A 13,616-nucleotide genomic window follows, 5' to 3' on the forward strand; every position below is an offset into this window, starting at 1 on the left:
TCCGACCGGTGTCCTCGACGGGACACCGGCGATGAGCGCGGGCGACGCGGCACCGGCGGCCGACGACTTCGCACGCCGACGGATCGCGTACGTCATCGCGCTGGGACTGCTGCAGACACTCAGCACCTTCACGATCGACATCTACCTGCCGGCCTTCCCGCAGATCGCGGGCACGTTCGGCGTCTCGGAGGGGTCGATCCAGTTCACCTTCACGGGCGCGATGATCGGCATGGTCTTCGGACAGTTCTTCGCCGGCCCATGGAGCGACGCCGTCGGTCGGCGTCAGCCGATGCTCATCGCCACCGTCGTCCACGTCGCCGCCTCGATCGCCTGCGCCCTCGCCCCCTCGGTCGAGATGCTCGTCGCCGCGCGCGTGCTCCAGGGCGCGGCGTCGGCCGCGACGGGCGTCATCGCGCTCGCCATCGTGCGCGACCTCTACTCCGGGTTGTCGATGATGCGCATGCTGGCGTCGATGTCGCTCATCTCGGGGATGGCCATCGCCGTCGGGCCACTGTTCGGGTCGCTGTTGCTGGAGGTCATGGAGTGGCGGGGCGTCTTCGCCTCCCTCGCCGGATACGGACTCGCCATCGGGCTGCTCGTGCTCGTCCTCATCGGCGAGACGCTCCCGCCGGAACGCCGGCACCCCGGAGGACTGCGCGCCCGCGCCTCGGCGATGCGGCGGGTGGGCTCCGACCGACCCTTCGTCGGGCTCGTGCTCGTGACCTCGCTCGCGTGGGCCGGCATGTACAGCTATCTCGCGGCATCCTCGTTCCTGTTCCAACGGGTCTACGGGCTCAGCGAGCTGCAGTACGGTCTCGTCTTCGCCTCGCATGCGCTCATGATGCTCCTCGGCACGCAACTCGGGGTCCGCATCGCCCATCGCATCGAGCCGCGCCGCATCGTCATGCTGTCCACTGCCGGTCTCGGACTCTCGGCCATCGGGCTGCTCGTCATCGGGCTCCTGCCCGTCGGGCCGCTCGTGAGCATCATGGTGTTCCTCTGGGCGTTCACCTTCTTCCTCGGCGTGAACACCCCCTGCATCCAGACCCTCGCGCTCGCCCGCCACGGCGGCGACGCCGGCACTGCGGCGAGTCTCCTGAACGCCACCCGGCAGGGCTTCGGCGCGCTCGCCACCCCGATCGCCGGGTTCATCGGGGTGACGAGCGCCGCGCCCGTGGCCGCGGTCATGGTGGTCGGCCAGCTCGCCGCGATCGTCATCCTGTGGGTCGTCGTCCGGCCGGGACGACTCGACCCCATCGACTGAGGCGCACGGCTACAGCACACCACGAAACGACACCCCGGACCAGGAGGGTCCGGGGTGTCGCGGTCCGTTCGGAGTCGGATCAGGGAATCACCCCTTGATCGCGCCGGTCAGCATGCCCTTCGTGAAGTGGCGCTGGATGAACGGGTAGACGATCAGGATCGGCAGGGTCGCGAGGACCACGACCGCCATTTGCACCGACTGGGACGGTGGTGTCGGGACGTCCGAACCGATGATGTCGGTGAGGACGGACCCCTGGATGACGTACTGGTTCAGCACGACCTGCACCGGCCACAGGCTCGAGTCGTTGATGTAGAGCAGCGCACTGAAGTAGCTGTTCCAGTACCCGACGGCGGCGAAGAGCCCGACGACCGCGAGCACGGGGCGCGACAGCGGCAGGACGATCTTCCAGAGGATCCGGAAGTCGCTCGCGCCGTCGATGCGCGCGGAGTCGATGAGACTCGCCGGGATGCTCATGAAGAAGTTGCGCACGACCACCATGTTGAACGCCGAGATCAGGCCCGGGAGGATGAGCGACCAGAGGGTGTTCAACAGGCCGAGGTTCTTCATCAGCAGGTAGTTGGGGATGATCCCGGCACCGAAGAACATGGTGAACACGACGAGGAGCAGGATCGCGCGCGAGCCGGGGACCTGTCTGGTGCGGCTGAGCCCGTAGGCCAACATCACGGTGCAGGTGAGCGAGAGCGCCGTCCCGACGATCGTCACGAAGGCCGAGATGAGCAGCGAACGCGTGACGATGTCGCCGGCGAGGATCGCCTGGTACGCGTCCAGCGAGAAGGAGGTCGGCAGGAAGCCGCTCGTCTGCGCGTCCTTCGACGCGAAACTCATCGCGATGATGTAGACGAACGGGTACAGCATCACCAGGACGATGAAGCCGATGACGAGGGCTTTGAGCGCCTGGACCGGGACAGAGGGGCGCCCCATCCACGCCGGTCGGTCGCTCGTGGGACCGCGTCGCCGACGTTTCGTCCTCGGTGGGCGAGCGCCGCTCGCGGCTTCCGGGGTGATCGGCGCCGTCGGCGTCTCCGGTGCTGTCATGGTGGTCACAGGACCCCCTCCGTTCCCATTCGTTTCGCCAGACGGTTCGCGCCCAGCACGAGGAGCGTGCCGATGACGCCCTTGATGAGTCCGGCGGCTGCGGAGATCCCCCAGTCGCCTCCGACCACGCCTCGGAAGTACACGAAGGTGTCGATGACCTGCGCCGCATCCGCGCCGACGATCGGTTGTTGCAGGAGCAGCTGCTCGAAGCCGACGGTCAGCACGTTGCCGACGGTCAGGACCAGCAGCAGCGAGATCACCGGGACGAGCCCCGGCAGGGTCACGTGCCACGTCTGCCGCCACGGCTTCGCGCCGTCCACCGCCGCGGCCTCGTAGAGTTCCTGCGGGATCGCCGCGATCGCCGCGAAGAAGATGATGGTGCCCCACCCGATGTCCTTCCAGATGACCTGCGAGGTCACGAGGAGCTTGAAGGTGTCCGGATTCGACATGATGTTGACGCCGTCGACGCCGAGGGACTCGAACAGCCCGGCGACCGGTCCGGCGCCGCCGAGGATCTGCTGCCAGATGGAGATCACGATCACCCAGGAGATGAAGTGCGGCAGGTAGACGATCGACTGCACGATCCGCTTTACGCGGGACGACAGCAGGCTGTTGAGGAGGAGGGCGAGCAGGATCGGTGCAGGGAAGGAGAAGACGATCTGGAGGACGGCGATCTGGATCGTGTTGACCACTGCCCGAACGACCTCCGGGTCGCTGACGATGCGGACGAAGTTGTCGAAGCCCACCCACGGTGAGCCCTCGATCCCCAGGAACGGCGAGAACGCCTGGAAGGCGACGACGTTGCCGAGGATCGGGACGTAGGCGAAGAGCACGAAGAACAGGAGCCCGGGCAGGATGAGCGCGTACATCCGCCACTCGCGACGCATCCGGGTCCCGAGCGGGGTGCGGTGCCGGCGGGCCGCGTCCTCTCGACGACGATCGCGGGCGGCGGAGCGCGCCGACCTGGTCTGCAGCTGCGTCATGACGTCACTTCCGTTCGTCGAGGAGCTTGCGGTAATCGGCCTTGACCTGGTCGCCACCGGCTTTCCGCCAGTCGGACCGCCAGTCCTTGATCGCGGAGACCGAGAGCTTGCCCGAGACGATCTTGTTGCGGTAGTCGTCGTTGATCTGGGTCAGCTGGGCCCCACGGCTCGTCTGAGTGGTGGACGTCAGGCCGACGACCGGGCTGTCGACGGCGGCCTTCGTGAGGTACTCCATCTGCGCGACGAGCCCGTCGGCGCGCCCGGCGTTCTCGTTGTTCAGCATGATGTATGGCGGTGCGGTGACGCCCAGCCATTTGAGGCCCTGGAGGTTGGCGAGGGCGGTCGCGTCTCCCGTCGAGACGATCTGCTTGCCCGGCCCGAAGGTGTAATTGTAGCCCTCCAGACCGGAACCGCCGATGAACAGGTTCTCCTCGGTGCCGAACGGCGCAGCCCACCAGTCGAGGAACCGCAGCAGCTCCGCCAGGCGCTTCGGGTCCTTGGCCGCGGAGGCGGAGATCCCGTCGAAGCCACCGTAGCCCGGTCCCGCCTGTACGACGATGTCCCCGCCGTCGTGGCCGGGCGGGGTCAGGTACCCGACGCGGGCGCCACTCGTCGACTCCTCGACCTGCAGCATGCCTTGCGAGGAGAGCCAGGCCGGGTCGTCGAGTTCGAAGGCGATCTGACCCTCGAGCCAGAGCTGCTTCTCCTTGCTGCGCTGGGAGTCGGATCCGAGCGCGATCGCGTCGGGGTGGAACACGTTCCGCTTCCACAGATCGGCCAGGTACTCCATGGTCGCCTCGAACTCGTCGGTCTCGATCGTGTTGACGAGCGAGCCGCCGGAGCCGAGCGTCCAGTCCGCGCCCGCGCCGAACATCCAGCGCGACAGCAGTTGGATCTGACCCGTGCCGAGGCCACCGACCGCCCACACGCGACGGCCGGCGTGTTCGCCGAGCTTCGCGATCTCCGCCAGGACGTCCGCGAACGCCGCCGCGTCGGCCGGCTGACCGGTCACACCGACCGCCTCCATGAGGTCGGTGCGGATGACCGGGCACGCCGTCACGCGGGGGCTCGTGCGCGGGACGCCCATGATGCGGTTGCCCTTCGCCGAGTTCCGCCACGCATGGGTCTCGAGGTTCGCCAGGTTCGGGTACTCGAGGACGGCGTCGCCGCCCAGCGCGTCGGACAGGTCGGCGAATGCACCGGCCTGGATCGCCTGCTGCACCGCCGGGACCTCGTCTCGGAGGTACATGATGTCCGGCAGCGTGCCGCCCGCGAGCGTCGTCGCGACCTTCGCGTCGTAGTTGTCGCCGGAGGCGTAGCTCGGCTTGAAGTCGGCGTTGATCCGCTTGTTGAGCTCCTGCCAGAACGGGTTCGACTCGAGTGGTGCGGGTGGCGAGAAGTAAAGCATCTGGAACGTCTTCAACTCGCCGCCCCGGCCCGGCGCCGCGGCGACACTGGTCCAGTAGCTCGCGGGGTACGAGGTGTAGACCGGTTGCACCCCGGCAACCTGGCTCACGATGGCGGTGGCGTCCGCGGCGCGCTGCGCTCGGAACGTGGGCAGCAGGAGCTCGGATCGCGCGGCCTGGGTGCTCGCGCCACCCGGCGAGCACGCCGCGAGGGCCATGGCGGCGAGACCGCCGATACCGAGGCCGAGCGCGGTGCGGCGGGTGAGCTGGACGTCGTGCAGGGGGTTCGTGTGTGACATCTGTCTTCTCCTCTGAAGCTGATGTGTCGCTGGAACGGTTGTGTCGAGGTATCAGGCGGTGAGCACTGGGGAGGCTTCGGTGAAACGCCGACGGGCGGCGAAGGGGTCATGGACGGTCCGGCTCCGACGGTCAAGGACGCGGGTGGAGCGCTCGGGACCGTACGCCGGCCACGCGGCACCCGGGGAGGAGGGGTCCCCCGCGGCGACGAACGCCGCCCATCCCGCGCTCATCCGCTCGCTGAGCTCGAACGGCGGTTCGGCGCCGAGCTCCTCCCTGGCCGCGGCGCTGTCGTCGAGATGTCGGAACACGAACGGCAGCTCGAGCGAGTGACCGGAGCGGCGGGCCCACGTGGGCGTGTCCGGTCGGCTCCAGGCGAAGAGGTAGCCGAAGGTGTTCCCTTCCGCACCGGAACGCGCGTCGAGCAGACGGCTCACCGGCCGTCGGTAGAGCCGGTCGGAGACGTACGATTCCAGCGCCTCGACCGGATCGAGCACCCGCCCGTCGTCCGCAGCGCAGGCAGCCAGATAGGCGTCGGCGGTTCCGCCTCGACCGTCGGCCTGGAGTTCGCGGTCGAGCGTGGCCAGGGCCTCCGCAGGCGCGAGGCGGAGCAGGTCGACGTATCCGCTCGCCTCGTTCCGGTTCGTTCCGATGATCGCGTCGATGTGGGCGCCGGCGCCTGCTGCGATCGACCGCAGCGGTACATCGTGGACGAAGCGCCCGTCGATGACGGGCCGGAAGGGGATGCCGGGCCCCCGCCGGGTCGCACGCCACCGATCGACCATCCGTTCCTGGGCGGCGACGAGCTCGGCGGGACCGGTGCGCAGCAGCTCGCCAGGGTCGGCGTCCGAGCCGGCCAGCTCCACCAGCAGTTCATCGGTCACCTCGGCCGCTTCGTCGAGCGTGTGCACCCGCTCGGCCGTCGCGCTCTCGATGATCACCCGACGGAAGGGAGAGTCGCCGGAGCTCTCGGCGAGCAACGTGGCGACGGCCACGCCGCCGGCGGACTGCCCCATGACGGTGATGCGTGCGGGATCGCCCCCGAAAGCCGCGATCTCGTCATGCACCCACTGGACGCCGGCGAGCGTGTCGCGGAGCGCCAGGTTGCCGGCGTCCACATACTCCGGGCCGAGCAGGTGGTCGAGGCGGAGCGAGCCGAGTGCGCCGAGCCGGTACGCGATCGACACCACGATGATCCCGTGTGCCGCGGCGAGGCGGGCACCGTCGCACAGCGGGTGCGCGTTCGAGCCGTAGAGGTGCGCGCCGCCGTGGACCCAGACGAGGACCGGTCGAGGGGTGTCGACGCGTTCACCGGGGAGCCAGACGTTCGCTGTGAGGCTGTCGGCCTCGCTCATCGGTGCCCCTCCGGCCCGCCCCGCGTCCTGCCAGGCGATCGGGCCTTGAGCGCTTGCGCGGACACCGCGCCAACCGTCCGGCCGTACCGCCGGCTGGAACCGGGCTGCGACCCGAGCGGTCGGGAGCCCGAGGACCGCGACCGCCGCGCCGTCCGGGGTGTCGATCCGCTCGCCGCGCACCCGGCCCAGTGATGTGACGTACTCGAACACCTGACTCCCATCGTCGTTGATGGATCGATCCTCCGCCTAGCGGTCAAAGTTGTCAAGCAACTTTCCGAGAAGATTCTCCAAGTAGCCCGACGAAATCAAGGTGCTTGGCCGAAAAATCGCCGAATTACGCCCCAAACACGCCAAAAGATGTCTGACACCTTTGTCCAGCTACTCACTCGGGCCAAAAGTTGTCTGATACCTTCACGGCATGGATCACACCGGAGGGACCGAGTCTCGGGTCGAGGACATCGCCGACGACTTGCAGCGGGAACTCGCCGACGAGTTCGAGTTCGGCGCGAAGCTCCCGAGCGAATCCGAACTCTCCGAGCGCTACGGGATCAGCCGCGCCACGGTCCGAGAGGTGTTGAAGGTCCTGAGCGGCCGAGGGCTCATCGAGTTGGGCCGTGGGCGCCGCGGCACGGTGACCCGGCCGACCAGCGAGGTGCTCGGCATCCAGCTCGGCGCCCTGGTCCGCCGCGATCCCCAGCGTCTGATCGAGCTCGCGCAGATCAGGGACTTCCTCGACGAGTTCGTCGCGCAGCGGGCGGCCGAGCAGTCCTCCCCGTCGGCCTCGCACGCGGTCGACTCGGCCCGATCCGCGCTCGATCGGATGCGGAGTGCCGAATCCGGCGACGCCCTCGGCGTCGCCAACGGCGAATTCCACGCAGCGCTCGTCGACGCGGCCGGCAGCGAGGTGCTCTCCTTCCTGCTCGACGGCATCGAGAGCGCCCTGGTCTCGACGCAGCGCTCCGCATACGGCGGCAGGTTGGTCCGCGACGAAGCGGCCCAGGACTCGCTCGCCGTCCACGAGCAACTGTTCGAGGCGATCGCCACCGGTCAGGTCGACGAGGCCCGGACGGCGGCGCGGGAGCACGCCCGGCTCGTCCGGGCCGGACTGCGCCACCGCGTCGCTGCGCTCCTCGGCCTCCGCTGACGGGGCGTCGCCGGGGTCACCAGTCGTGGACGGTGCCGTCGGCGAGACGGTTGTAGGGCAGGTACGCCCGCTGATACGGATACTTGCCCGCCTCGTCCACGTTCAACTCGACACCGAGGCCGGGCTGGTCCCCCGGGTGGAGCATGCCGTCCTCCCAGGTGTACGACTGCTGGAACACGGCGTCGGTCTTCGCTCCGTGCTTCATGTACTCCTGGATGCCGAAGTTGTGGATCGACAACCCCAGGTGCATCGCGGCCGCCATCCCGACCGGGGAGATGTCCGTCGGGCCGTGCATGCCCGACTTGATCTGGTACTGCGCCGCATAGTCCAACGTCTTCTTCAGATGCGAGATCCCACCCATGTGCGTCACCGCACCACGCACATAATCGATGAGCTGTTCCCGGATGATCTGCTGGTAGTCCCACACCGTGTTGAAGATCTCCCCGATCGCCAACGGCGTCGTCGTGTGCTGCCGCACCAGGCGCAACGCCTCCGGGTTCTCCGCCGGCGTGCAGTCCTCCAACCAGAACAGGTCGTACGGCTCCAGGCTCTTGCCGAGCTTCGCGGCCTGGATCGGCGTCATCCGGTGATGCCCGTCGTGCAGCAACGGCAGCTCCGGACCGAACTCGTTCCGCACCGCCTCGAACACCGTCGGCAGGTGACGCAGGTACGACCTCGTGTCCCAGTCCTCCTCGTTCGGCAGGCCGCCACGCTGCGCCGGCTCGTGGTCGTAGCGGACGCCGGTGTTGCCCTCGAACGTGGCGTTCGACGCGATGCCGTAGATCGACTGCAACCCCGGCACCGCCGTCTGGATCCGGATGGCCTGATACCCCTGCGCCTGGTGCTCGCGCACACTGTCGAACAACTCCTCGTTGCTCTTCCCCGACGCATGCCCGTAGGCGAGCAGCCCCGTCCGCGACGCACCGCCCAGCAACTGATACACCGGCATGCCCGCAGCCTTGCCCTTGATGTCCCACAACGCCATGTCGACCGCCGCAATCGCCGCCATCGTCACCGGACCCCGCCGCCAATACGCCGACCGATACAGGAACTGCCACGTGTCCTCGATCCGCGACGCATCACGCCCCAGCAACAACGGCACCACGTGCTCGGACAGATACGCCACCACCGCCAACTCGCGCCCGTTCAACGTCGCGTCCCCCAGGCCGATCAGACCGTCATCCGTCGTGAGCTTCAACGTCACGAAGTTCCGATCGGGACTCGTGACGATGACCTCAGCCTTGTCGATGATCATGCGCGCTGCTCCCGGTACTCGACGATCTCCACCCCGAACGGTGGCAGGGTCACGGTGGTGACGGAGGATCCGTCGACGCGGTCCACCAGTCCGCCGTCGGAGACCGGCTCGACCGTGCGGGTCTCGTCGCTCTGACTGATGAACCAGACGAATCGACGACCGTCGCGGTGGGTCATCTCACCGGTCATCACGAGCGCGTCGTCGACCCGGACCGACGGTGTTACGCCGGCTTCCGCGGCGAGCGCCGCGTAGAGCTCCCAGGTCGGCTCGGGGTTGACCCGCGGCACGGCCGAGGCGAAGTACTCGACCGGGTAGGTGGACAGGATCATCGACCCGCTGCCGACCCGTCGTCGGAGCAGCGCCGGCCGACCGTCCCGATCGGTCGCGATGACCTCGGCGTCGACCGGTTCGACGGGCAGGTGCGAGCGGCCGTCGACCGTGCCTCCGACGGGGAAGGCGAGGGAGGTGCCGCGGGCGATGCCGCCGAAGTCCGTCTGGAACTCGAGCGTGACGGTCTCGTCGAGGACGGGTTCGATGAGTCCGTAGCGCAGGCGTTTGCGGACACCGAACAGGTCGTCGAGCTTCGGCCACCACGATCCGCGCTGATTCGCGTGCATACCGTTGAAGTAGGAGGCGTACACGGTGGCACCTGCGGCCGCCCGGCGCTCGAGCTCCGCCCAGGTGGGTGCGAGGAGCGCCTTCGTCGACGGGACGATGATGAGGTCGAGGTCCGCCGGGAGCCCGTCCAGTTCTCGGACGACGCCGACGGGCAGGTCGGCGGTGCGGGCGGAGACGTAGGCCTGCCGTGACACCTGGAACACGGTCGGGCCGTCCTCGCGGGCGGTGAAGGCGTAGGGCGACTCGAGGAACGAGGACACGAGCAGGCCGATGCGGGTGTCAGGTCGTTCGAGCCCTCGGAAGTCGAGCTCCGAGAGGGTGGCCGCGAAGTCGCGGACCTCGAGGAGCTGCGCCTTCGGGACCCCCTGGTCGGTGACGAGACCGAAGTGCATCTCGAACGGGTGGTGTGAGTAGGGCTCGCGATCCGAGAACGCGTCGTAGTCGACGTTGTTCCACGGGATCCAGGCGGTGGCGCCGCCGAGCAGGGTCGCGTGGAGGACCTGGCGGTAGTAGTGCGCCGCGTTCTCGTCGTCCACGTAGTCGGACGTGACGCCGAACTCCTCCATGACGACGGGCTTGCCGCCGAGGTCCAGCAGTTCGCAGATGAAGGCGGCTCCGAGGTGCTGCCGGACCGGGTCGTCCTCCATGCGGTAGACGTGCGGACCGAAGAAGTCGATCAGCGGCTCGAGCTCACGGACCCGGAAGCCGTTGTCGTTCCCGGTGATCTCGACGCCCCAGGCGCCCTCGCCGACGGACACCGGCTGGGTCCCGCCGCCGGCCCGCACCGCGTCGATCAGCAGCTGTGCCCAGGCGGTGACCGCCTCGGCGTCGATGGTGTCGATGCCGCGTGAACGCCAGTCCGCGTAGATCGGCACCTCGTTCGTCAGCAGCCACCCGTCGATCGCGGGGTGCTCGGTGAAGCGGGAGACCACCTCGCGGATGTACCAGGCCTGGCGCCCGACGAACCAGACGTCGGAGAAGACGTCGCGCCCGTCGCGCCACGCCGGATCCCAGTTCTGCGCGGACATGTGCCCGACGAGGAAGGTGGGGATCGTCCACATCCCCGCGTCGGTGTGCCGCTGCAGGAAGTCGGCGAAGTGGGCGAGCATCTCCTCGGACAGGCGATCGGGCTCCGGGTGGAAGTCCGGCCAGTACAGGAAGCTCCGCGTGTGCGTGATGCCGTGGGCGCGGAGCTGCTCGAGCTCCTGCGCGACGACCTCGCCGTCGTAGTCCCGCCACATGAGCGGACCACCGGTGCGTGACCAGTAGTTGACGCCGATCAGGGCGTCGACGCCGTCCGGGGTCGGGAGTTTCGCGGAGTGTCGTTTCATGAGGGTTCCTTCTGGATCGTCTTCCGTGACGTCGTGGTCACGGAAGGGTTCGCGGGGCGGTGGACGCCCGCGGGAGGAGTTCGGGGCGGGCGGCGTCGAGGCGCACCGGGCGACCGGTGCGGATCTGGTCGAGGAGCGCTTCGGCGACGAGCGCCCCGAATGCCCGGACGTCTCGCCGGATCGCGGTGATCGGCGGTGTCGCCAGCTGGCAGAGCATCGAGTCCTCCCAGGACAGGATGCTGAGGTCGTGCGGAACGGCGAGTGAGAACTCGGCGGCGACCGGCAGCGCCGCAGCGGCCATCACGTCGTTGTCGTAGATGACCGCGGTCGGGCGGTCCGCCCGCGCGAGGATCCTCCGCGTCGCCGACGCACCGCTCTCGGCGGTGAAGTCCGTCCGGATGATCGACGACTCCACGCCGAGTTCGTGTGCGGTGTCCTCGAACGCCCGGTCGCGTGCCGAGACGTGGCGGAGGTGCTCGGGACCCGCGACCCGGGTGATGCGCCGGTGGCCGATGGCCTGCAGGTAGCGGACGGCCTCCGCGGTGGCCCCTCCGTGGTCGACCACGACGGAGGACACCTCCGGTCGGTCCGGAGCGTCACCGAGGACGACCGCTCGCAGGCCCGTCTCGACGACGACCTCGAGGCGGGGGTCCTCGGTCCGCGGATCGACGACGATGATGCCGTCGACGCGTTCCGATGCACCCCATCCCCGGTAGATGCGCGCCTCCGCGTCGACGTCGGCGACCACTCGGAGCAGCAGGTCGAAGTCGTTGGCCGCGAGGGTCTCCTCGAGACCGGCGATGAGCTGCATGTAGTAGGTCTCGACGCCGAGGGTCTCAGCCGGTCTCGCGATGACGAGGCCGACCGTGTTGGTGCCGCCACCCCGCAGACTGCGCGCGGCCTGGTTCGCGGCCCATCCGAGTTCGGCCGCGATCGCGAGGACTCTCGCGCGGGTCGTCTCCGACACCCCGGGTCGTCCGTTCAAGGCGTAGGAGACGGCCCCGACGGACACCCCCGCCGCGGTCGCCACGTCGTGCATCGTCGGTCGAGGTGCCCGGGATCGCACCCTGGCCTTGGTCGGTTCGTCGGGTCCACCGGTCATTTGAGCGCTCCATCCACGAGGGCGTCCTGCATCCGTCGATACAGGACCGCGTAGACCAAGTAAACCGGTAGCAGCGTGATCACGATGCCGGCGGCGAGCTGGCCGTACTGCGGGCTCTGCTGGCTCGTGAGCAGCGGCAGCGCGACCTGGATCGTGCGGTTCTCGGGCGCCGGCGCGAGGATGAGCAGGGAGAAGAGGTACTCGTTCCAGACCGCGAGGAAGTTGAGGATGGTCACCGTGACGATGCCCGGCGCGGCCATCGGGATGATGAGTCGCAGGATGATCGAGAACCGGTTCGCCCCGTCCATCTGGGCGCTCTCCTCCAGTTCGTACGGGATGGCCCGGATGAACTGCGTGAGGAGGACCACCGAGATCGGGAGGGCGGTGGCCGGGAAGAAGAGCATCAGGAACTCCTTCGTGCCGTAGAGCGACAACCAGAAGGAGAGGATGACCGTCGGGACGAGCGCGGCGAACTGCGGGATGAGGAACCCTGCGGCGAACACCCGTTCCACGATGACGCCGATCCGACCGCGACTCCTGGCGATGGAATACGCAGCCGGGATCGCGAGCACGAGGGTGAGGACGAGCGAGACGGCGGTGATGAGGACGGAGTTCACGAGCGCCTGACCGAGGTCGACGCTCGTCCAGGCGCCGAGGTAGTTCTCGAAGAGCCACTGCCGCGGGATCCCGAACGGGTCGCCGAAGATCTCGGTGTTGTCCTTGACCGAGCTGATGAGCAGGTAGTAGATGGGGATGATCAGGAGCGCGGCGTACATCCAGGCGAAGATGCCTCCCACCCAGAGGCTCGACCGCCCGTGGGGCTGGCGGCGTCGACTCGGACGGGATGCCTGCACGATGGCCTGTGTCGAAGCGGTCACAGTAGAAGAGGTCACAGTCGGGGTCCGTTCAGTAGTTCGCTCGGATGGTGCGACGGATGACGAGCATCCCGACGAGCCCGACGAGGAAGAGCACGACCGAGGCGGCCTGGCTGTATCCCACCTGGCTCGACTGGAAGGCGAGATCGTAGACGAAGTAGGACAGCGTGGTCGAGGCGGTTCCCGGCCCGCCCTGCGTCAAGAGCAACACCACGGGGGCCGAGTTGAAGAGCGTCCAGATGAACTGAAGCATCACCATCGTGCCGACGTAGTCCTTCGTGATCGGGTACGCGATGCGCCACATCATCTTCCAGTGCCCGGCACCGTCGAGGGCCGCCGCTTCGTAGACCTCCCGGGGGACGCCCGCGAGTCGCGCGTTCATCAGGATGGCCGTGTACCCGATCCCGTTCCACAGGTCGATGGCGATGATGCACGCGAGTGCCGTCTTCGGGTCGGCGAGCCACGCCGTGGTGGCGGCGTCCGCTCCGATGCCGCTGAGGAACCCGTTCAGTGCGCCGTTGGGGGCCAGGATGGCGAAGAACATCATGGCCTTCACCGACAGGGAGATGAGCCCGGGCGTGAAGAAGATGATCGACAGGAACTGGTGCCCGCGGGGACTCTGCTGCAGATAATAGGCGAGCATGAACGCCAGCGGGATCATCACCGGGATCACGACGATCAGCTGCACGGCGGTGTTGCCAGCTGCCGCCCAGAACGTCGGATCCTGCACGAGCGCCGCGTAGTTGTCGAAGCCGATGACCTCGCTCGGCGCGATGATCTTCGGCCAGCGCAGGAAGCTGATGCCGAACATCGCGATGATCGGCGCGATCATGAAGAAGAGGTACCAGACGAGGGCCGGCATCCCGAGGATGGTGAGCCCTCGGTCCGGCCGGGAAGGCCGGACCGAGGGGGTGGTGCCAGGCATCACGC

At 68.3% G+C, this 13,616-nt stretch carries 11 protein-coding genes; 2 read left to right on the top strand and 9 right to left on the bottom strand.

Annotation, left to right across the window (positions count from 1 at the left end; all coding sequences use genetic code 11):
• Nucleotides 1-31 precede the first annotated feature (31 nt).
• Entirely contained in the window at nt 32-1,264 is a 1,233-nt protein-coding gene (locus AC4PMY_RS07780) for a multidrug effflux MFS transporter (RefSeq protein WP_491622366.1), read from the top strand.
• Nucleotides 1,265-1,351: 87 nt separating this feature from the next.
• Here the strand turns inward: AC4PMY_RS07780 and AC4PMY_RS07785 are convergent, their stop codons facing one another.
• The 4 genes from AC4PMY_RS07785 to AC4PMY_RS07800 are packed head-to-tail and all read right to left on the bottom strand — an operon-like array spanning nt 1,352 to nt 6,571.
• Entirely contained in the window at nt 1,352-2,320 is a 969-nt protein-coding gene (locus AC4PMY_RS07785) for a carbohydrate ABC transporter permease (protein WP_491622685.1), read from the bottom strand.
• A gap of 5 nt (nt 2,321-2,325) precedes the next feature.
• Nucleotides 2,326-3,303 carry an ABC transporter permease gene (locus AC4PMY_RS07790; RefSeq protein WP_491622367.1) on the bottom strand — a complete coding sequence of 326 codons (978 nt, stop codon included), beginning with the start codon at nt 3,301-3,303 and terminating at the stop codon, nt 2,326-2,328.
• A gap of 4 nt (nt 3,304-3,307) precedes the next feature.
• Nucleotides 3,308-5,008 carry an extracellular solute-binding protein gene (locus AC4PMY_RS07795; protein ID WP_175116852.1) on the bottom strand — a complete coding sequence of 567 codons (1,701 nt, stop codon included), beginning with the start codon at nt 5,006-5,008 and terminating at the stop codon, nt 3,308-3,310.
• Nucleotides 5,009-5,059: 51 nt separating this feature from the next.
• A complete protein-coding gene (locus AC4PMY_RS07800; protein ID WP_491622368.1) occupies nt 5,060-6,571 on the bottom strand; it encodes a carboxylesterase/lipase family protein in 1,512 nt (503 codons plus the stop codon).
• Nucleotides 6,572-6,779: 208 nt separating this feature from the next.
• Here AC4PMY_RS07800 and AC4PMY_RS07805 point away from each other — a divergent pair, with 208 nt between their 5' ends.
• On the top strand, nt 6,780-7,505 hold the full coding sequence (locus AC4PMY_RS07805) for a FadR/GntR family transcriptional regulator (RefSeq protein ID WP_064295946.1): 726 nt from the start codon (nt 6,780-6,782) through the stop codon (nt 7,503-7,505).
• A gap of 16 nt (nt 7,506-7,521) precedes the next feature.
• On the opposite strand, the gene manD is transcribed toward AC4PMY_RS07805, so the two are convergent.
• Genes manD through AC4PMY_RS07830 form a run of 5 tightly spaced genes read right to left on the bottom strand, consistent with a single transcriptional unit; the run spans nt 7,522 to nt 13,611 of the window.
• Nucleotides 7,522-8,760 (bottom strand): D-mannonate dehydratase ManD, encoded by a 1,239-nt coding sequence (gene manD / locus AC4PMY_RS07810; protein WP_491622369.1) that lies wholly within the window; start codon nt 8,758-8,760, stop codon nt 7,522-7,524.
• The gene (locus AC4PMY_RS07815; protein WP_064295944.1) at nt 8,757-10,709 is read right to left on the bottom strand and encodes a glycoside hydrolase 5 family protein; all 1,953 of its coding nucleotides are present in this window, start codon (nt 10,707-10,709) and stop codon (nt 8,757-8,759) included. Before AC4PMY_RS07815 ends, manD begins: the two co-directional genes overlap by 4 nt.
• A gap of 37 nt (nt 10,710-10,746) precedes the next feature.
• Entirely contained in the window at nt 10,747-11,811 is a 1,065-nt protein-coding gene (locus AC4PMY_RS07820; RefSeq protein WP_491622370.1) for a LacI family DNA-binding transcriptional regulator, read from the bottom strand.
• A complete protein-coding gene (locus AC4PMY_RS07825) occupies nt 11,808-12,689 on the bottom strand; it encodes a carbohydrate ABC transporter permease (RefSeq protein ID WP_491622371.1) in 882 nt (293 codons plus the stop codon). The genes AC4PMY_RS07820 and AC4PMY_RS07825 overlap by 4 nt, the downstream gene beginning before the upstream one ends.
• A 28-nt stretch (nt 12,690-12,717) precedes the next feature.
• Nucleotides 12,718-13,611 (bottom strand): carbohydrate ABC transporter permease, encoded by an 894-nt coding sequence (locus AC4PMY_RS07830; RefSeq protein WP_197479073.1) that lies wholly within the window; start codon nt 13,609-13,611, stop codon nt 12,718-12,720.
• Between the last annotated feature and the right edge of the window lie 5 nt (nt 13,612-13,616).

The sequence above is a fragment of the Plantibacter sp. MDV22-iso1 genome, from assembly GCF_058408345.1.

What these genes read in the sequence shown, in the direction of transcription:
- AC4PMY_RS07780 (WP_491622366.1), top strand. Translation starts at nt 32, where the DNA reads ATGAGCGCGGGCGACGCGGCACCGGCGGCCGACGACTTCGCACGCCGA.
- AC4PMY_RS07785 (WP_491622685.1), bottom strand. Translation starts at nt 2,320, where the DNA reads ATGACAGCACCGGAGACGCCGACGGCGCCGATCACCCCGGAAGCCGCG.
- AC4PMY_RS07790 (WP_491622367.1), bottom strand. Translation starts at nt 3,303, where the DNA reads ATGACGCAGCTGCAGACCAGGTCGGCGCGCTCCGCCGCCCGCGATCGT.
- AC4PMY_RS07795 (WP_175116852.1), bottom strand. Translation starts at nt 5,008, where the DNA reads ATGTCACACACGAACCCCCTGCACGACGTCCAGCTCACCCGCCGCACC.
- AC4PMY_RS07805 (WP_064295946.1), top strand. Translation starts at nt 6,780, where the DNA reads ATGGATCACACCGGAGGGACCGAGTCTCGGGTCGAGGACATCGCCGAC.
- manD (WP_491622369.1), bottom strand. Translation starts at nt 8,760, where the DNA reads ATGATCATCGACAAGGCTGAGGTCATCGTCACGAGTCCCGATCGGAAC.
- AC4PMY_RS07815 (WP_064295944.1), bottom strand. Translation starts at nt 10,709, where the DNA reads ATGAAACGACACTCCGCGAAACTCCCGACCCCGGACGGCGTCGACGCC.
- AC4PMY_RS07820 (WP_491622370.1), bottom strand. Translation starts at nt 11,811, where the DNA reads ATGACCGGTGGACCCGACGAACCGACCAAGGCCAGGGTGCGATCCCGG.
- AC4PMY_RS07830 (WP_197479073.1), bottom strand. Translation starts at nt 13,611, where the DNA reads ATGCCTGGCACCACCCCCTCGGTCCGGCCTTCCCGGCCGGACCGAGGG.